Annotated in this window: 2 protein-coding genes (1 of these 2 only partly in view); both read left to right on the plus strand. The window is 66.4% G+C overall.

Translation table 11 applies throughout. From position 1 onward, the window contains the following. Positions 1-16,554, plus strand: coding sequence for a non-ribosomal peptide synthetase (locus AWC17_RS01570; RefSeq protein ID WP_085164175.1), 16,554 nt, complete (start codon positions 1-3; stop codon positions 16,552-16,554). Further along, positions 16,551-21,040, plus strand: the beginning of a protein-coding gene (locus AWC17_RS01575; protein WP_085164177.1) for a non-ribosomal peptide synthetase. 12,109 nt of this gene lie beyond the right edge of the window; 4,490 of the gene's 16,599 nt are visible here — the first part of the coding sequence; the start codon lies at positions 16,551-16,553; its stop codon lies beyond the right edge, outside the window. The genes AWC17_RS01570 and AWC17_RS01575 overlap by 4 nt, the downstream gene beginning before the upstream one ends.

Genomic DNA, 21,040 nt, shown 5'->3' on the forward strand with positions numbered 1-21,040 from the left:
ATGGAACTTGATGGCCGGGCGCTTCCCCTGACGCCCGGGCAGTTGGACATATGGCTCGCGCAGGAGACGGGTCGCTTCACTACGGAGTGGCAGCTTGGCCTCTTCGCGAAAATCGAGGGTCGGCTGCAGCGAGAGCCCTTCGAGTGGGCGATCCGCCGAGCGCTGCGGGAGGCTGAGCCGGTCAGGGCCACGTTCTTTGAACAGCACGGCCAGGTTCTCCAGAGGACGATTGACGATCCGGAAATTGAACTCATTGTCCATGATCTGAGCGGCTCATATCATCCCCTGCAAGAGGCCTACGAGATAGCCTCGTCGATTCAGCGCACGCCGATGCCGCTCACGGGACCACTGTTCAGATTCGCGCTATTTCAGATGCGGCCCGACGAATTCTATTGGTTCACATGCTGCCACCACATCGTCGTGGACGCATCGGGTATTGCGCTGGTCGGGCACCGGATCGCCACTATCTACTCTGCGGTCGTCTCAGGCGCACCCTTGCCGCCCCCGTTATTCGGCTCCCTCGAGGACTTGGTCAGGTGCGAGGCAGAGTACGAAGCGTCGACCGATTACCAAGAGGATCAGGCGTATTGGACGCAGAACCTGCCATCGGAAAACGGACTGGATCATTGGTTCCCTCAGGATGCGAGCGAGCGTGGTGCCTCTGCGCCGGTTCGCCTGGACCCGGTGGTCCTCCGCCGGATACAAGAGTTATCCCAAGCGCGGGACATGCCTCGTTCATCGGTCATCACCGCGGCGTGCGCACTACTGGTACACGGCTGGTGCGCCCAAGGCTCAGAGGTGGTGCTCGACTTCCCGGTGAGTAGGCGAGTAGATCCGGAGGCGAAGACACTCCCAGGGGTGTTTTCGGGGGTCGTGCCGCTGGTCCTGACGATCTCGCCGGACGCCACGGTCGCCGAGTTCTGTCACCATGTTGACATCCGAATTCGGGAAGCCCTGCAACACCAGCGCTTTCCGGTGCAAGCCCTGGAACGCAAAGCCCGCTTCCCCGGCCGGAGTCAGCCGGGCCGGAGAGTGAGCGTCAACTTTCTTCCGTCCGCGTTCACCTTGGACTTCGGTGGCCTCGCGGCGTCGGCGTCATTCACCAATTCTGGGCTTACCGACGGCTTCGGGTTGTTCTTCTCTGCCGTCGGTGACGAACTCTTGTTCGGCACGGAGGGCGCCGGCCAACCATTTTCACACCTCGATCTAGCAGACCTAGCGGAACGGCTGCAAGACGTCTTGGTGGCGATGACGGTCGACCCGGGGCGGAAGCTGTCGTCGGTCGATCCGTTCAGCGCCGATGAGTACGGCCGGCTTGATGAGTGGGGCAATCGCGCGGTGCTCGCCCAGCTACCCCGCCAACCGGTTTCGATTCCGGAGTCATTCGCCGCGCAGGTGGAGCGCGCCCCCGAGGCCGTGGCGGTGAGGTTCGAGGGTCGATCGATGACCTATGGCGAGCTCGATGAGGCCGCTAATCGGCTGGCGCATCTGCTGACTGAACATCGTGCGGGTCCGGGCGGGTGTGTCGCATTGCTGTTCCCCCGTTCGCCTGAGGCCGTCATCGCGATGCTGGCGGTGCTCAAGACCGGCGCCGCGTATCTGCCGATCGATCCGATGCATCCCCGTTCCCGCATCGAGTTCATGTTGGGTGACGCCACCCCGGTTGCCGTCGTAACCACCGCGGGGCTGCGGTCGCGGCTGGACGGGTACGACCACGTGGTCATCGACATCAACGACCCTGCTGTCGACGCCCGACCCAGCACCGCGTTGCCGTTGCCCTCACCCGATGACATCGCGTACATCATCTACACTTCGGGCACCACTGGCGCGCCGAAAGGCGTTGCGGTCACGCACCACAACGTCACTCAGCTGCTGGCTTCGCTGAATTCGCACCTGCCGGGGCAAGTGTGGGCGCAGTGGCACTCGTTGGCCTTCGACGCGTCGGTCGAAGAGATCTGGAGTGCGCTGTTGTTCGGCGGGCGGTTGGTGGTGGTACCCGAGTCGCTCGCGCACTCACCGGAAGACTTCCAAGCCCTCCTGGTCACCGAACAGGTCAGCGTCTTGAGCCAAACCCCCTCGGCGGTGGCGGAGCTACCTCCCGAGGGTTTGGGATGTGCGGCGCTATTGGTGGCCGGTGAGCCCTGCCCCGCCGAGATCGTCGATCGTTGGGCGCCTGGACGGGTGATGGTCAACGGCTACGGCCCCACCGAGACCACAGTGTGTGCGTCGAGGAGTGTGCCGCTGACCGCCGGGACGGGTGCACCGCCGATCGGCGCGCCGGTCCCCGGAGCGGCGTTGTTTGTCCTCGACGGGTGGCTACGTCCGGTGCCCGTTGATGTGGTCGGTGAGTTATATATCGCTGGCGGTGGTGTGGGCGTGGGGTATTGGCGCCGGGCCGGATTGACCGCGTCGCGGTTTGTGGCCTGCCCCTTCGGTCCGCCGGGAACACGGATGTATCGCAGCGGGGATCTGGTGCGCTGGCGCCGCGACGGGCAGCTTGATTACCTTGGGCGCGCCGACCAGCAAGTCAAAGTCCGCGGCTATCGCATCGAACTCGGAGAGATCCAGGCCGCCCTGGCCGAACTGGACGGCATCGAACGGGCCGCGGTGATCGTGCGCGAGGACCGCCCGGGCGATAAGCGTCTGATCGGTTATGTCACCGAAACCGTTGCCGGGGCTGTTGATCCCGCTGATCTGCGGACGGTGTTGGGCGAGCGGCTACCCGGCTATATGGTGCCCGCGGCTCTGGTGGTGTTGCAGGCGATGCCGCTGACGGTCAACGGCAAACTCGACACCCGCGCCCTACCGGCACCTGAATACGCCGATGCCGATCGTTACCGCGCCCCCACCAACCCCACCGAGGAGATCCTGACCGTCATCTACGCCCAAGTGCTCGGCGCCGAGCGGGTCGGGATCGACGAGTCATTTTTTGAACTGGGCGGGGATTCACTGTCGGCGATGCGCCTGGTCGCCGCGATCAACAAGTCTATGGATGCCGGCCTCTCGTTGCGCACCTTGTTCGACGCGCCCACGGTGGCGCTGCTCGCACCCCGGCTCATTGAAGGTGGACCCCGACGCGAGCCATTGGTGGCCGTCGAGCGTCCCGCGACGGTTCCGTTGTCGTTCGCCCAGAGCAGACTGTGGTTCCTCGAGCAATTACAATACGGCGCAACGACTTACAACATGCCGACCGCGTTCCGGATTAGCGGGCCCCTCAACGTCGAGGCTCTTTGCGCGGCCCTCGATGACGTCGTTGCCCGTCACGAATCCTTACGCACCGTTTTCCCCGACCTCGACGGCGTTTCGTTCCAACGGGTGCTGCCGCCCAAGAGCGGGATGTGGCAACGCGGGGATGCCGCGATAGTGCCGTTGGCGGAACAGGATGTGGCCGGCGAGTTGAGGTCGCTGGCCGGGCATCAGTTCGATCTGTCGACCGACATCCCGATCCGTGTGCAGATCTATTCGGTCGGCCCGGAGCAGTATGTGGTGGGAATTGTGGTGCACCATATTGCCTTTGACGGGTTATCGCTGGCTCCGATGGTCCGGGATATCAGCGCGGCGTATCAGGCGCGGCAGCAGGGCCTTGCCCCGGGTTGGGTTGGGTTGCCGGTGCAGTATGTGGATTACACGTTGTGGCAACGGGCCCAGTTCGGTGATCTTGATGACGGCGATAGTCCGATCGCCGCGCAGCTGGCGTATTGGGAGGATGCGCTGGCCGGGATGCCTGAGCGCGTGGAGTTGCCGACGGATCGGCCATATCCGCCGCTGGCCGACCAGCGCGGTGCCACCGTGGCGGTGGAGTGGCCCGCGGAGTTACAGCAGCGGGTGCGCGCCGTGGCCCGCGAGTGCAACGCGACCAGTTTCATGGTGATCCAGGCCGGATTGGCCGTGTTGCTGTCCCGCCTTGGCTCGAGTTCGGATGTGGTGCTGGGCTTTCCGACCGCTGGACGTGATGACCCGGCGCTCGACGATTTGGTCGGGTTCTTCGTCAACACCCTGCCGCTGCGAGTGGACCTGGCTGGCGATCCCACGGTGGCGGAGCTGCTGACACAGGTCCGCCTGAAAGCACTTGCCGCTCTCGAGCATCGAGATGTGCCGTTCGAGGTGCTCGTTGAGCGGCTTAATCCGGCGCGGTCGCTGACCCATCATCCGTTGGTGCAGGTGATGTTGGCCTGGCAGAACCTGCACGGAAGCAGCGGTGACCCGGGTGCCGGGTTGGCGTTGGGTGATCTGCAGGTCGCGCAGATGCCGATCGCCACCCACACCGCCCGCATGGATTTGACGTTCAATCTGGGCGAGCGCTTCACCGGTTCCTTTGAGCCGGCCGGGATTTCGGGGACGGTGGAGTTCCGCACCGACGTCTTCGAGCTCCGCACCATCGCCTCGCTGGTCGGGCGGTTGCAGCGGGTGTTGGTGGCGATGACCGCCGATCCGCAGGCGGTACTGTCGTCGATCGACGTGCTCGACTCCGATGATGGTGTGCGGCTTGATGTGCTGGGCCACCGCGCGGTGCTGACCCAGCCGACTAGGGCGGTCTCGATCCCGGCGTTGTTCGCCGAGCAGGTGGCGCGCGCCCCGGAAGCGGTGGCGCTGCGCTGCGGGCAGCGCTCCTGGACCTACCGCGAACTCGACGAGGCCTCAAACCGGTTAGCCCACCTGCTGATCGACTACGGCGCTGGTCAGGGTGCGTGCGTGGCGCTGCTGTTCGCCCGTTCGGCCGAGGCCATCGTTGCGATCGTGGCGGTGCTCAAGACGGGGGCGGCCTACCTGCCGATCGACCCCACCGTTCCCGATGAGCGGATTGCCTTCCTGGTCACCGACGCCGCACCGATCGCCGTGCTGACCACCACCGCGCTACGCCCCCGGTTGAGCGAGCGCGACTTGGCGGTCCTCGAGATCGACGACTCCCGCATCGATGCCCGGCCCAACACGGGCTTGCCGGCCCCGGCGCCCGAGGATATCGCCCACATCATTTACACCTCGGGCACCACCGGGGTGCCCAAAGGTGTCGCGGTCACCCACCACAACATCACCCGACTGTTCGACGGCCTGCAGGTGGGGATCAGGTTGGGGCCGGAGCAAGTGTGGACCCAATGCCACTCCTACGCGTTCGACTTCTCGGTGTGGGAGATCTGGGGCGCTCTGCTGTTTGGCGGGCGGCTGGTGGTGGTGCCCGACCAGGTGACCCGCTCCCCCGAGGACCTGCACGCGCTGCTGATCGCCGAACAGGTCACCGTGTTGAGCCAGACCCCCTCCGCGCTCGCGGCGCTGTCACCGCACGGGTTGGAGGGGGTGGCGCTGATGGCCGCCGGGGAGGCCTGCCCACCCGAGGTGGTGGACCGGTGGGCCCCCGGACGGGTGATGGTCAACGGGTACGGCCCCACCGAAACCACGGTCTATGCCGCCATCAGCACCCCGCTAACCTCGCACGGCGCAGTGGTTCCCATCGGTGTGCCGGTGCCCGGGACGGCGTTGTTCGTTCTCGATCCGTGGCTGCACCGGGTACCGCCCGGAGTCGTCGGCGAACTGTATGTGGCCGGCCGCGGCGTCGGCGTCGGCTATATCGACCGGGCAGGGTTGACCGCGTCCCGGTTTGTGCCCTGCCCCTTCGGTCCGCCGGGAACACGGATGTATCGCAGCGGGGATCTGGTGCGCTGGCGACCCGACGGACAACTCGACTACCTTGGCCGCGCCGACCAGCAAGTCAAAATCCGCGGCTATCGCATCGAACTCGGCGAGATCCAGGCTGCACTGGCCGCCCTCGAGGGCGTTGAGCACGCCGCGGTCATCACCCGCGAAGACCGCCCAGGCGACAAACGGCTGGTCGGCTATATCACCGAAACGATTACCGGCACAGTCGATCCCGCTGAAGCACGCGCAGCGCTGGCCGACCGGCTCCCCGGATTTTTGGTGCCCGCTGCGATCGTCGCGGTGGACGCGCTGCCTATGACGGTAAATGGCAAACTCGACAGCCGCGCCCTGCCCGCACCCGACTACACCACCGAGCACTACCGCGCTCCCGCTACCCCGGTCGAAGAAATCCTGGCGGGCATCTACGCCCAGGTGCTCGGTATGGAGCGGGTCGGCATCGACGACTCATTCTTCGACCTCGGTGGCGACAGCATCTTGTCGATGCAGGTGGTGGCCCACGCCCGCGAGGCCGGGCTGAGCTGTCGCCCCCGCGACATCTTCGTCGAACAAACCGTGGCCCGACTGGCCCGCATCGCCGGTATCACTGACGGTCACGACGCGGTCATCGACGAGGGCATCGGGCCGATCACGCCCACCCCGATCATGCACTGGTTGTTCGACATCGACGGCCCCATCGACCAGTTCAACCAAACCATCTCGCTCCAAGCACCGTCCGGGGTCACCCCCACCGACGTGCTCGCCGTCCTGCAAGCTTTAATCGACCACCACCCGATGCTGCGGCTGCGAGTCGACGATGACGGCACCAAAGGGCGCGCGCTGACCGTGCCCGACGCCGGGGTGGTCCATGCCGGTGAATGCCTGCACACCGTCGACGTGTTGACCGATGAGGCGCTTGCTCAGGCCCGGTCAAGGCTGAGCCGCGCCGCGGCAGGCATGCTCAGCGCGGTATGGGTGTCCAGCACCGGTCGGTTGGTGCTGATCGTCCACCACCTGGCCGTCGATGCGGTGTCATGGCGGATTCTGTTGGAAGACCTCAGCATTGCCTGGGCTCAACACCACCGTGGCCAACCCATCACCCTGCTCGCCGGCGGAACCTCATATCAACGCTGGGCTGCAATCCTCGAACAACTGGCCCACACCCGTGCGGTCATTGACCAGGCGGATACCTGGAAACACATCACCAGCGTCGGCGCCGCCCTGCCCGGACCCCAACCCGAGGACACCCACACCAGCGCGGGGCACCTGACGGTGGCGCTGGACACCGAGACCACCCGCCGACTGCTCACCGAGGTTCCCGCCGCCTTTCACACGGGCATCCACGAGATCTTGCTGATCGCCTACGCACTGGCCTGGATCGAATTTCTCGGCACCGGCGACACGCCCCTTGGCATCGACGTCGAAGGCCACGGCCGCCACGACGACCTGGCCGACCAAATCGACCTGTCGCGCACGGTGGGCTGGTTCACCACCAAATACCCCGTGGCACTGACCGTCGGCGGCCTGCGCTGGGAACAAGTGGCGACCGGCGACCCGGCGCTCGGCTCAATTGTCAAGCGCCTCAAGGAACAACTGCGTGCCCTGTCCCATCCCCTGACCTACGGAATGCTGCGCTACCTCAACACCGACACCGACCTGACTGGACCCGACCCCACCATCGGATTCAACTACCTCGGACGCCTCGGCGGCCCAGCCGCCGACATCTCTGGCGACCGGTGGGCGGTCGGCCAGGACAGCCTGGGGGTCGCCGGCGCGGCCGCCGCGGTTCCCGTGCCGCTGTCCCACACCGCCGAACTCAACGCCGGCACCATCGACACCGACACCGGGCCCCGCCTCAACGCCGCCTGGACCTGGGCGCCCTCGGCACTCGATCACACCCAGATCGCTCGGCTCAGCCAACTCTGGTTCGACGCCCTGACCGGCATCTGCGCCCATGTTCAGCACGGCGGCGGCGGGCTGACCCCCTCCGACATCACCCCAGCCCGGCTCACCCAATACCAAATCGACGAATTGCAAGCACAATACGACGTTGCCGACATCTTGCCGCTCACCCCCCTCCAGGAGGGACTGCTCTTCCACGCCGGCACCGCTGCGGGTCTCGGTGACCTGTATGCGATGCAGATCGACATCACCGTCGCCGGATCACTGGACCCCCGCCGGCTGCACGGCGCAGTGCAAACGGTCATCAAGCGCCACCCCAACCTGGCCGCCCGATTCTGCCCGCAATTCGATCAACCGGTGCAGATCATTCCTGCTGATCCTGAAATACTCTGGCAGCACCTCCAATTCGACTCCAATGTCAACGACCACGTAGGGCGAGTCTGCGCCGCTGAACGAGCCGCGGTCTGCGACCTCACCGACGCCCCGACCTTCCGGGTGGCGTTGATCCGCACCGCCGACGACCAGCACCGTATTGCGTTGACTTTTCACCACATCGTGCTCGACGGCTGGTCGCTACCAATCCTGCTGCAAGAGATCTTCGCCAGCTACCAGGGGCAGCAGCTGCCGCCCGCCACCCCATACCGCCGGTTCGTCACCTGGCTGGCCGAGCGAGACCTCGACGCCGCCCGGGCAGCCTGGCGCGAGACGCTCGCCGGCTTCGACACCCCCACCCTGGTCGGCCCGCCGGCCCGACTCAAGCCCGGGCCCAAGAGCACTCGCATGTTTGGGATGTCCGAGCAGACCACGTTGGCGCTGAACGAGCTGGCACGTTCCAAGCACACGACCGTCAACACCGTGCTGCAGGCAGCCTGGGCGCAACTGCTGATGGGCATGACCGGCCAGCGCGACATCGTCTTCGGCACCGCCGTCTCGGGGCGGCCCGTCGAGCTGGCCGGCGCCGAAACCATGGTCGGACTGCTGATCAACACCGTGCCGGTGCGGGCCACTATCACGCCGGCCACCAGCACCGCTGACCTACTCGACCAACTCCACAACGCCAATAACCGCACCCTCGACCACCAACACTTGGCGCTCAACGAGATTCACCGCACGACAGGCTACGACCAACTGTTCGACACCCTGTTCGTCTACGAGAACTACCCGATCGGCGCCACCACGTTCGCAGGCGCTGGCGGGCTGGTCATTACCGAGTTCACCGGCCGCGAGGCCAACCATTACCCACTGACCATGCAGGCCACACCCGGCCCCGAACTCGGCTTCCGCATCGAGTACGACACCCACGTGTTCGACGCCGAAAACGTTGACACACTGATCAATCGGCTGCAGCGGATCATCCTGACGATGATTGCTGATCCACAGCTCCAATTGTCGGCGATCGACGTGCTCGACGCCGATGACCGCAGCCGCCTCGACGACATGGGCAATCGGGCGGCGCTGACCGGGCCCGCATCGGGGCCAGTGTCGATCCCGGAACTGTTCGCCGGCCAGCTGGCCCGTTCCCCGCAGGCGGTGGCCATCAGTTGCGCGGGCCGGTCGTTGACCTATCAGGATCTCGACGAGGCGTCGAATCACCTGGCGCATAAGATATCTGGCTGCGGCGCCGGCCGGGGCGCGTGTGTGGTGCTGCTGTTGGAACGCTCCGCCGAAGCTGTCATCGCCATGCTCGCGGTGCTCAAGGCCGGTGCGGCGTACCTGGCGATCGACCCGGCACTGCCCGACGAGCGGATCGGATTCATGTTGAGTGACGCCGCGCCGATCGTCGCGGTTACCACCACCGCGCTGCGCCCACGGCTGGCCGGATATGCCCTGGCCGTCATCGATATCACCGACGACCGCACGACCGCTCCACCCCGCTGCGAGCTTCCCACGTCTGTAGCGGAGGATATCGCCTACCTCATCTACACTTCGGGCACCACGGGCGTGCCCAAAGGGGTTGCGATCACGCATCACAACCTGGCCCATTTGGTCGAGTCAGCGTCAGCGTACCTACCCGCAGACCAGGTGTGGACGCAGTGTCACTCCTACGCGTTCGACTTCTCCGTCTGGGAGATCTGGGCCGCGCTGCTCGGCGGGGGGCGCCTGGTCGTGGTGCCCGAGCAGGTGGTGAGCTCACCGAAAGACTTCCACGCCCTGCTCATCGCCGAACACGTCACCGTGCTCACCCAGACTCCGTCGGCGGCCGCGGCGCTCTCCCCGCAAGGCTTGGACTCGGTGGCGCTGCTGCTCGGCGGCGAGGCCTGCCCGGCCGAGCTGGTGGACCGGTGGGCCCCCGGGCGGGTGGTGATCAACGCCTACGGCCCCACCGAAACCACCGTCTACGCGACGCTCACCGCCCCGTTGGCGGTTGGTTCGGGGACGGTCCCGATCGGTGCGCCGGTGTCGACAACGGCATTGTTCGTCCTCGACGAATGGCTCCACCCGGTGCCGCCGGGAGTGGTCGGCGAACTCTATGTGGCCGGACGCGGCGTCGGCGTCGGCTATGTCGGCCGGCCCGGGCTGACCGCCGCACAGTTCGTGCCCTGCCCCTTCGGTGCGCCCGGCGCGCGGATGTATCGCACCGGGGACCTGGTGCGCTGGGGTCCCGACGCGCAACTGCATTACCTGGGCCGCGCCGACGACCAGGTCAAAATCCGCGGCTACCGAGTCGAACTCGGCGAAGTCCAGGCCGCGCTGGCCGAACTCGACGGCGTCGAACAGGCCGCGGTCATCACCCGCGAAGACCGCCCCGGCGACAAACGCCTCGTCGGATACATCGTCGAAACGAGCACAGGAACAGTCGATCCCGCTGCGGCACGCGCCACACTGGCCGAGCGACTGCCCGGTCATATGGTTCCCCTGGCGATCCTGGTGTTACAGGCGCTGCCGCTGACGGTCAACGGCAAACTCGACGCCCGAGCCCTTCCCCCACCCGACTACACCACCGAGCACTACCGTGCCCCCGCCACCGCCGTTGAGGAGATCCTGGCCGGCATCTACGCCCAGGTGCTAGGTGTCGAGCGGGTCGGTGTCGATGAGTCGTTTTTCAATCTGGGCGGGGACTCACTGTCGGCGATGCGTTTGATTGCCGCCATCAACACCGGGCTGGACGCGGACCTCGCCGTGCACGCGTTGTTCGACGCGCCCACGGTTGCGCAGTTGGCACCCTGCCTCGACGGCGAGGCTTCCCGTCGTGAGCGGTTGGTGGCGTGCCGGCGCCCCGCGGTGATTCCACTCTCGTTCACCCAAAACCGGCTGTGGGTTCTCGACCAGTTGCACGGGCCCTCAGCGGTTTACAACATTCCAGTGGCACTCAAGCTGGCCGGCACGCTTGATGCAGAAGCGCTCAACGCATCGCTGGCCGACCTGGTGACCCGGCACGAAAGCCTGCGCACGGTATTTCCCGCACCCGACGGGATACCACAGCAACTCGTCGTTTCTGGTGATCGGGCAGATTTTGGTTGGGATGTCATCGATGCCACCGAATGGCCGTCAGCCCGACTCGATGAGGCAATCGATGAAGCGGCACGTCATCCCTTTGCTTTGGAATCCGAAATCCCGCTGCGGGCCACGCTCTTCCGTGTCGCCGATGAGGAGCACGTGCTGGTGTGCGTGGTCCACCACATCGCTTTCGACGGGTGGTCACTGGCGCCGATGATCCGCGATATCGGCGAGGCGTACGCGAGCCGCTGCGCGGGGCAGGCCCCTGGCTGGCCCGAATTACCGCTGCAATACGTGGACTACACACTGTGGCAGCGGGCGCAGTTCGGTGCTCTCGACGACACCCACAGCCGGATCGCCGCACAGCTGAAGTACTGGGAAGACGCCCTCGTCGACCTGCCCGAGCGCTTGGAGTTACCGACGGATCGGCCTTATCCCTCGGTGGCTGATCAGCGTGGCGCCCAAGTGACCGTGGACTGGCCGGCCGAGTTGCAGCGACGCATACGCGAGGTGGCTCGCGACTTCAACGCGACGAGCTTCATGGTGGTTCAGACCGCCTTGGCGGTGCTGCTGTCGCGGCTCGGCTCGAGTTCCGACGTGGCGGTGGGTTTCCCGATCGCTGGACGTCGTGATCCCGCGCTCGATGACCTGGTGGGTTTCTTCGTCAACACCTTGGTGCTGCGGGTCGACGTGGCCGGAGATCCAACCGCTGCCGAGTTGTTGGCCCAAGTGCGTCGGCGTAGCCTGCTTGCCTTCGAGCATCAAGACGTGCCGTTTGAGGTGCTCGTCGACCGGCTCAACCCCACCCGGTCGTTGAGCCATCATCCGCTGGTTCAGGTGGCATTGGCGTGGCAGAACCTGCCGGGGTACGCCCGCGAGGCTGCCGCCGGGTCGGCGTTAGGTGATTTGCAGGTTACCGAGGTGCCGATAGGCACCCACACTGCCCGCATGGACCTGACCTTCTCGCTGTCCGAACACTGGACCGATGCCAATGCGCCCGAAGGCATTCGAGGTGCGGTTGAATTCCGCACCGACGTATTCGACCCCGATACCGTCAGCACGCTTGTCGAGCGGTTCCAGCGGGTCCTGGTGGCGATGACCGCCGATCCGCAGGCCCGCTTGTCGTCGATCGACGTCTTGGACGCTGCAGAGCACGCCCGTCTGGACAAGACGTCTAACCGGGCGATCCTGACCCGGCCCGCGCCCGAGCCGGTCTCGATACCGGCGTTGTTTGCCAGGCACGTGACGCGCGCCCCCGACGCGGTCGCGATCAGCGACGGGGCGCACTCCTGGACCTACCGCGAACTGGACGAGGCGTCGAACCGGTTGGCGCACTTCCTGACTGGGTATGGCGCAGGTCCCGGTGAGAGCGTGGCGCTGCTGTTCTCTCGCTCGGCCGAGGCCATCATTGCGATCTTATCGGTGCTCAAGACCGGGGCGGCTTATCTACCGATCGACCCGGCGCTACCGCAGACGCGGGTCGAATTCATGCTCGCCGATGCCGCGCCCATCGCCGCGATCACCACCACAGACCTGCGGTCGCGGCTGGACGGGCACGAGTTAACGGTCCTCGACGTGAGCGGCGTCGCCGTGGACGCCCAACCCCGCACACCACTGCCTGCCCCGGCCCCCAACGACATCGCGTACCTCATCTACACCTCCGGCACCACCGGTGTGCCGAAAGGTGTTGCCATCAGTCATCACAACGTCACGCAACTACTGGAACCATTGGACGCCGGCCTGCCGTCAACAGGCGTTTGGCCGCAGTGCCATTCCTTGGCCTTCGACGTCTCGGTGTGGGAGATCTTCGGCGCCCTCTTGCGTGGTGGGCGGGTGGTGGTGGTGACCGAAGACGTGACAACGTCACCGACCGACTTCCACGACGCGCTGGTAACCGAGCAAGTCGATGTGCTCACGCAGACCCCTTCTGCGGCAGGTGTGTTGTCGCCCGAAGGTTTGGAGTCGGCAGCGCTGGTGGTGGTCGGTGAGGCTTGCGCCCCCGAAGTGGTTGATCAATGGGCGCCCGGGCGAGTGATGATCAACGCCTACGGCCCGACCGAGACGACGATGTGCGTCGCGATCAGTGCGCCATTGACCGCCGGGTCGGGGACCGTGCCCATCGGTGCGCCGGTGCCCGGGGCGGCGTTGTTCGTCCTGGACGAGTCGTTGCTTCAGGTACCGCCGGGGGTAGTCGGTGAGCTGTACGTCGCCGGTCGCGGCGTAGGCGTCGGCTATCTGGGCCGGGCGGGGCTGACCGCGGCTCGATTTGTGGCCTGCCCGTTCGGAGGCCCTGGGGCGCGCATGTATCGCACCGGGGATCTGGTGCGGTGGGGCCGCGACGGGCAACTGCACTACCTCGGACGCGCCGACGAACAGGTCAAGATCCGCGGTTACCGCATCGAACTCGGCGAAATCCGAATGGCCCTGGCCGCGCTCGACGGCGTCGACCACGCCGCCGTCATCGCCCGCGAAGACCACCCCGGCGACAAACGGCTCGTCGGCTACATCACCGGCACCGCCGACCCGGTCGCCGCCCGTGCCGCCCTGGCTGAGCGGCTGCCCGGCTACATGGTGCCCGCTGCCGTTCTCGCATTGGACGTGCTGCCCCTGACAGCCAACAAGAAACTCGACACCCGCGCCCTTCCGGCACCCGACTACTCCAATGTCGATCACTTCCGCGCCCCGACCGACGCCGTCGAGGAAATCCTCGCGGGCATCTACGCCCAGGTCCTGGGACTCGAGCGCGTAGGAGTGGACGACTCCTTCTTCGACCTTGGCGGCGACAGCATTTCGTCGATGCAGGTGGTCGCCCGCGCCCGCGCCGCCGGCCTCGCGTGCCGCCCGCGCGACATCTTCGTCGAACAGACCGTGGCCCGACTGGCCCGCGTAGCCCAAGTCACCGAGGGCCTGGGCGCTGCTGTGGATGACGGTATCGGGCCGATCACGCCCACCCCAATCATGCGCTGGCTGCACAACATCGACGGCCCCGTCGATCAGTTCAACCAAACCATGCTGATACAGGCGCCGCCCGGGGTTACCCAGGCCGACGTGGTGGTGGTCCTGCAAGCCCTGCTGGACCGCCATGCCATGCTGCGGCTGCACGTCGCCGATGGCGATGCCGGCGAGTGGACACTGATCGTGCGCGAGGCCGGTGCGGTGGATGCCGGGGGGTGCCTGTACGGCGTCGATGTGTTGACCGAGGCCGCGGTGGCGGATGCCCGATCGCGCCTAGACCCCGCCGGCGGGGTGATGCTCAGCGCGCTGTGGGTGGCCGACACCGGTCAGCTGGCGCTGATCATCCACCATCTTGCTGTCGATGCAGTGTCCTGGCGAATCCTGTTGGAAGACCTCAACATCGCCTGGGCTCAACACTGCAGCGGCCAGCCGGTCGCACTGCCCGCAGGCGGGACTCCATTCCAGCGGTGGGCAGCACTACTCGCCGAGCACGCCCACCAGCCTGCGGTGGTGGATCTTGCCAGCACCTGGCAACAGGTGGCGGCGACTCCGGCCGCCCTGACCCCGCCAAAACCCGAGACTGACACCTACGTCAGCGCGGGACATCTGACGGTTTCGTTGAACACCGAGACCACCCGCCTACTGCTCGGTGAGGTTCCCGCGGCTTTTCGTGCTGGCATCCAAGACATCCTGCTGATCGCATTCGGGTTGGCGTGGGCCGAGTTTTCGGGCTCGAGGGGTGGCGCGTCGATCGGGATCGACGTCGAGGGCCACGGCCGGCACGAGGACCTGGCCCCTGATGTCGATCTGTCCCGCACTGTGGGCTGGTTCACCACCAAGTACCCGGTGTCGCTGGCGGTCGATGGGCTGCGCTGGGCGCAGCTGGTGGCCGGTGACACTGCCGTCGGCCCAATCGTCAAGCGGGCCAAGGAACAACTGCGTGCCCTGCCCGACGGCCTGACCTACGGTCTGCTGCGCTACCTCAACACAGATGTTGCACTCCCCGGGTCCGATCCGACGATCGGATTCAACTACTTCGGGCGGCTGGGCCCGGCCGCGGCGTCCGGCGATCTGTGGCGGATCAGCCAAGATGGTTTGGCGGTCTCCACCTCCGCTGCGGCGGTGCCCATGCCGCTGGCACACACCCTGGAACTCAACGCCGGCACTGTCGATGCGGCCACCGGCCCTCACCTGCACGCCGACTGGACCTGGGCGCCTTCGGCGCTCGATCACACCCAGGTCGCCCGGCTCAGCCAGCTGTGGTTCGAGGCGCTGGCCGGCATCTGTGCCCACGTTCAACGCGGCGGCGGCGGTATGACCCCCTCCGACGTGTCCCCCGCCCACCTCACCCAACGGCAGATCGACGAACTGCAGCGGCATTGCCGGATCGCCGACATCCTGCCGCTCACTCCTCTCCAGCAGGGATTGCTGTTCCACTCCGCCCGGCAGAACAGCGACAACGACCTGTACGCAATGCAACTCGACATCACCGTCGTCGGCCCGCTACACCCCGATCGCCTGCACGATGCCGTGGACGCCGTCGTCGCCCGTCACCCCAACCTGGCCGCCCGATTCTGCAGTCAATTCGACCAGCCGGTACAAGTCATCCCGGCCGACCCCCAAACGCCGTGGCAATACCTCGAATTCGATACCGATGGCGATGAGCAGGTCCGACAAATATGCGCCGCCGAGCGCGCCGCGGTATGCGACCTCAGGGGCTCGCCGGCTTTTCGGGTCGCTCTGATCCGCACCGCGCCGGAACGGTATCGGGTCGTTTTGACCAATCACCACATTGTGCTCGACGGCTGGTCGCTGCCCATCCTGCTGCAAGAGATCTTTGCCAGTTACTACGGCCAGCGGCTGCCGACGGCCGGGTCGTATCGTCGGTTTGTCACCTGGCTCGCCGAGCGGGACCTGCACGCCGCCGAGGCGGCTTGGCGTGAGGTGCTGGCCGGATTCGAGATTCCCACACTGGTCGGACCGCCGGGCCGGTCAAAGCTGGGACCGCGAGGCGTTGCCTCTTCTCGGGTGTCCGAGGACACCACCAAGGCCGTCAACGAGCTGGCCCGCTCCTGTCACACCACCGTCAACACCGTGCTTCAGGGCGCCTGGGCGCAGGTATTGATGTCGATGACCGGCCGGCGTGACGTCGTCTTCGGCGCAGCGGTCTCGGGACGGCCCGCCGAGGTGGCCGACGCGGAATCCATTGTGGGACTGATGATCAACACCGTCCCGGTGCGGGCCACCATCACACCGGCCACCACAATCGCCGACCTGCTCGGCCAACTCCAGAGTGCCCACAACCACACCCTCGACCATCAACATCTGGCGCTCAACGAAATTCACCGCATCACCGGGCACGACCAACTGTTCGACACGCTGTTTGTGTTTGAGAACTACCCGATCGACGCCACCGCACTGTTGAGTAACAACGGATTGGCCATTACCGACTTCACCGGCACCGAATCCACCCATTACCCGCTGACAATGCAGGCCAGACCCGACCGCGAATTGATCCTGCGCGTCGAATACGACAGCTACGTATTCGATGCGGCCAGCATCGAAGCATTGATCGAGCGCTTCCAGCGGGCGCTGGTGGCCATGACCACCGATCTGGAGAGTCAATCGTGACTACCAACCCAACACGACGGTTGTTCTCCATCGATCTTGTCAACGAGTCCGAGCACGCGCACCTGGATGAGTGGAGCAACCGGGCGATATTGGCCAAGCCCGCTGCGCCGGTGTCGATTCCGGTGCTGTTTTCCGCCCAGGTGGAGCGCACCCCCGAGGCGATGGCGGTGACCTTCGACGGCCGCTCAATCACCTACAGCGAGCTCGACGAGGCGTCGAACCGGTTGGCGCACTTACTTGTTGGATATGGTGCGGGCCCGGGCACGTGCGTGGCACTGCTGTTCTCCCGGTCCGCCGAGGCGATTGTGGCGATCCTGGCGGTGCTCAAAACCGGAGCGGCGTACCTGCCGATCGACCCGGCGGTGCCGGCGACCCGCATAGAATTCATGGTTACCGACGCCGCACCGATTGCCGCGGTCACCACCGCCGCGCAGGCCGGCCGGCTGCACGGACACGGCCTGACCGTCATCGACATCGACGACCCACGCATCGACACCCAACCCGGTACCGCACTACCGGCCCCGGTCCCCGACGGCATCGCCCACATCATCTACACCTCGGGCACCACCGGCATCCCCAAAGGGGTTGCGGTTACCCATCACAACGTCACCCGGCTGTTCGACTCACTCGACGTCGGGCTGGAACTGACCCCGGCGCAAGTGTGGAGCCAGTGCCATTCCTACGCGTTCGACTTCTCCGTGTGGGAGATCTGGGGCGCTCTGCTGTTCGGCGGCCGGCTGGTCGTGGTGCCCGAGGCGGTAGCCGGCTCACCGTCCGACCTCCACACCCTTCTCGTCACCGAGCACGTCACCGTGTTGAGCCAAACCCCCTCAGCGGCAGCCGCACTCTCCCCCGAAGGATTGGAATCGGTGGCGCTGATGGCCGCCGGTGAGGCCTGCCCCGCCGACCTGGTCGACCGCTGGGCGCCCGGGCGCGTGATGATCAACGGCTACGGCCCCACCGAAACCACCGTCTACGCCACCATCAGCGCCCCACTGACCCCCGACTCGGCAGTGGTGCCCATCGGGACACCCGTGCCGGGGGCGGCGCTGTTCGTCCTCGACGAGTCGCTGCACCCGGTACCGCCCGGAGCGGTCGGTGAACTGTACGTGGCCGGTCACGGCGTCGGAGTCGGGTATGTGCGCCGGGCCGGGTTGACCGCTTCACGGTTTGTCCCCTGCCCCTTCGGCGGAGCAGGAACGCGGATGTATCGCACCGGGGATCTGGTGCGCTGGGGGCGCGACGGGCAACTGCACTACCTGGGGCGCGCCGACCAACAAGTCAAGATCCGTGGTTACCGCATCGAACTCGGCGAAATCCAAGCGGCCCTGACCGCACTCGACGGCGTCGACCGCGCCGCCGTCATCGCGCGCGAAGACCGCCCCGGCGACAAACGGCTGGTCGGCTACATCACCGGCACCGCCGACCCGACCACCGCGCGTGCCGCGCTGGCCGAGCGGCTGCCCGGCTACATGGTGCCCGCTGCGATCGTGATGTTGCAGACGCTGCCCATGACGGTCAACGGGAAACTCGACACCCGCGCCCTGCCGGCGCCGGAATACCAAGATGCCGACCACTACCGCGCCCCGACCAACGCCGTCGAAGAAATCCTGGCCGGCGTCTACGCCCAAGTCCTCGGGCTCAACCGGGTCGGCATCGATGACTCGTTCTTCGACCTGGGCGGGAATTCGGTGTCCGCGATGCGCCTGGTCGCCGCGCTCAACACCGCCCTGGACGCCGACCTTGAAATGCACGCCTTGTTCGACTTCCCCACGATTGCCCAATTGACGCCCCGTATCAGCAGGGAGGGTGGTCGGCGCAAGCCGTTAGTCGCCGTTGAGCGCCCCGCGGTAGTCCCGTTGTCGTTTGCCCAGAATCGGTTGTGGTTCCTCGACCAATTGCAAGGACCCTCGGCGGTTTACAACATGGCGGTGGTCTTGCGGTTGTGCGGGCGCCTCGATGTCGACGCCCTGGGTGCGGGGCTGGTCGACGTGATGGCGCGCCATGAGAGCCTGCGCACACTGATTACCGCGCCCGAGGGCATACCCCAGCAGCAGGTTGTGTCTGCCGAGCGGACCGATTTCGGTTGGGAACTCGTCGATGCCGCCGCTTGGTCGCCGAGCCGGCTGAGTGCGGCCATCGAGGAGGCGGCGGGTCACACGTTTGACCTGGCAACCCAGATCCCGTTGCGGGCAAAGCTTTTCCGCGTCGCCGACGACGAGCACGTGTTGGTGGGCGTGGTGCACCATATCGCCGCCGACGGCTGGTCGATCACCCCGCTGGTGCGTGATCTGGGCATGGCGTATGCGAGCCGAAGCGCGGGGCGGTCCCCGGGCTGGGCTGAGTTACCGGTGCAGTACGTCGATTACACGTTGTGGCAGCGCGAACAGTTTGGTGATCTGGACGACGAACACAGCCCCATCGCCGGCCAGCTGGCCTACTGGCAGGATGCCCTGGCCGGGATGCCCGAATGCCTGCACTTGCCCACCGATCGACCTTATCCGCCGGTGGCCGATCAGCGCGGCTCGAAAGCCGCCGTGGACTGGCCGGTGGAGCTCCAGCAACGAGTGCGCGAGCTTGCTGGTGAGCACAATGCGACCAGCTTCATGGTGGTTCAGACCGCCTTGGCGGTGCTGCTGTCGCGGCTTAGCGCGAGTTCCGAGGTGGCGGTGGGGTTTCCGATCGCCGGGCGTGGTGATCCCGCGCTCGATGAGCTGGTCGGGTTTTTCGTCAACACCCTGGTGTTGCGGGTCGATCTGGCCGGGGATCCCAGCTTTGCCGAGCTGCTGGCCCAAGTGCGCCGGCGTAGCCTGGCCGCCTACGATCGTCAGGACGTGCCCTTCGAGGTGCTGGTCGAGCGCCTCAACCCAACCCGATCCTTGGCCCATCACCCGCTGGTCCAGGTGATGTTGTCCTGGCAGAACCTTCCTGGGCACGAAAACCACGACCCCGCCGCCGGATTGGCGTTGGGTGATGTGCAGGTCACCCAGATGCTGGTCGACACCCACACCGCCCGGATGGATCTGTCGTTTTCCCTGGCCGAACGCTTCACCGAGGCCGGTGAGCCCGCCGGGATCGGTGGGGCGGTGGAATTCCGCACCGACGTGTTCGACACGGCAACCGTCGACGCATTCATCGAGCGGTTTGAACGCATCTTGGGGGCGATGACCGCCGACCCGGATCAGCGGTTGTCGTCGGTGGACGTGCTGGATGCCGGTGAGCATGCCCGGCTGGATGAGGTCGGCAACCGGGCGGTGTTGACCAGGCCCGCGCCGGCGTCCGTGTCGGTTCCGGAGTTGTTCGCCGACCACGTGGCCCGCTCGCCGCAGGCGGTCGCGATCCGCTGCGGCGGCCGCTCACTGACCTACCGCGAACTCGACGAGACCGCGAACCGGCTGGGGCACCTGCTGGCCGCCGATGGTGTGCGGCCAGGCTCGTGTGTGGCGCTGTTGTTGGAGCGGTCGGCGCAGGCGGTCGTGACGATGCTGGCGGTGCTCAAGTCCGGGGCGGCCTATCTGGCGATCGACCCCGCGCTGCCCGATACCCGCATCGAGTTCATGATCACCGATGCCGCGCCGATCGCCGCTGTCACGACGGCGGGCCTGCGGTCGCGACTGGACGGGTACGACCTACTGGTCATCGATGTCGACGATCCCGCTGTCGACAGCCAACCCAATACCGCATTGCCGGCGCCCGCCCCGGACGACATCGCCTACCTGATCTACACCTCGGGCACTACCGGCGTCCCCAAAGGCGTGGCCATCAGCCACCGCAACCTGACCCACTTGGCCCAGTCAGCGCCCCCAGACCTGCCCGGTGCCCAGGTGTGGACCCAATGCCACTCCTATGCCTTCGACTTCTCGGTGTGGGAGATCTGGGCTGCGCTGCTCGGCGGAGGGCGCCTGGTGGTCGTACCCGAGGAGGTAACGGCCTCGCCAGAGGACTTCCACGCCTTGTTGGTCGGCGAACAGGTCAACGTGCTCACCCAGACCCCGTCCGCGGTGGCCGCACTCTCGCCGCAGGGGTTGGATTCGGTGGCGTTGCTGCTCGGCGGTGAGGCCGTCCCCGCCGAGGTGGTGGATCGGTGGGCACCTGGACGGGTGGTGATCAACGCTTACGGCCCGACCGAGGCGACGGTGTACGCGTCGATGAGCGCACCTTTAGAGGCTGGACCAGCGGGGTCGGGTGCGGCGCCGATCGGGGCGCCGGTGGCGACCGCGGCCTTGTTCGTCCTCGACGAATGGCTGCGCCCCCTGCCGACCGGGGTGGTCGGCGAGTTGTATGTGGCCGGCCGCGGCGTGGGGGTCGGGTATGTGCGACGGCCCGGGTTGACCGCGTCACGGTTTGTCCCCTGTCCCTTCGGCGGACCCGGGACGCGGATGTATCGCACCGGCGATCTGGTGCGGTGGGGTCCCGATGGACAGCTGCGCTACCTCGGACGCGCCGACGATCAGGTCAAAATCCGCGGGTACCGCATCGAACTCGG

Origin of the sequence: Mycobacterium nebraskense (assembly GCF_002102255.1) — a bacterium.
Classification (GTDB): Bacteria; Actinomycetota; Actinomycetes; order Mycobacteriales; family Mycobacteriaceae; genus Mycobacterium; species Mycobacterium nebraskense.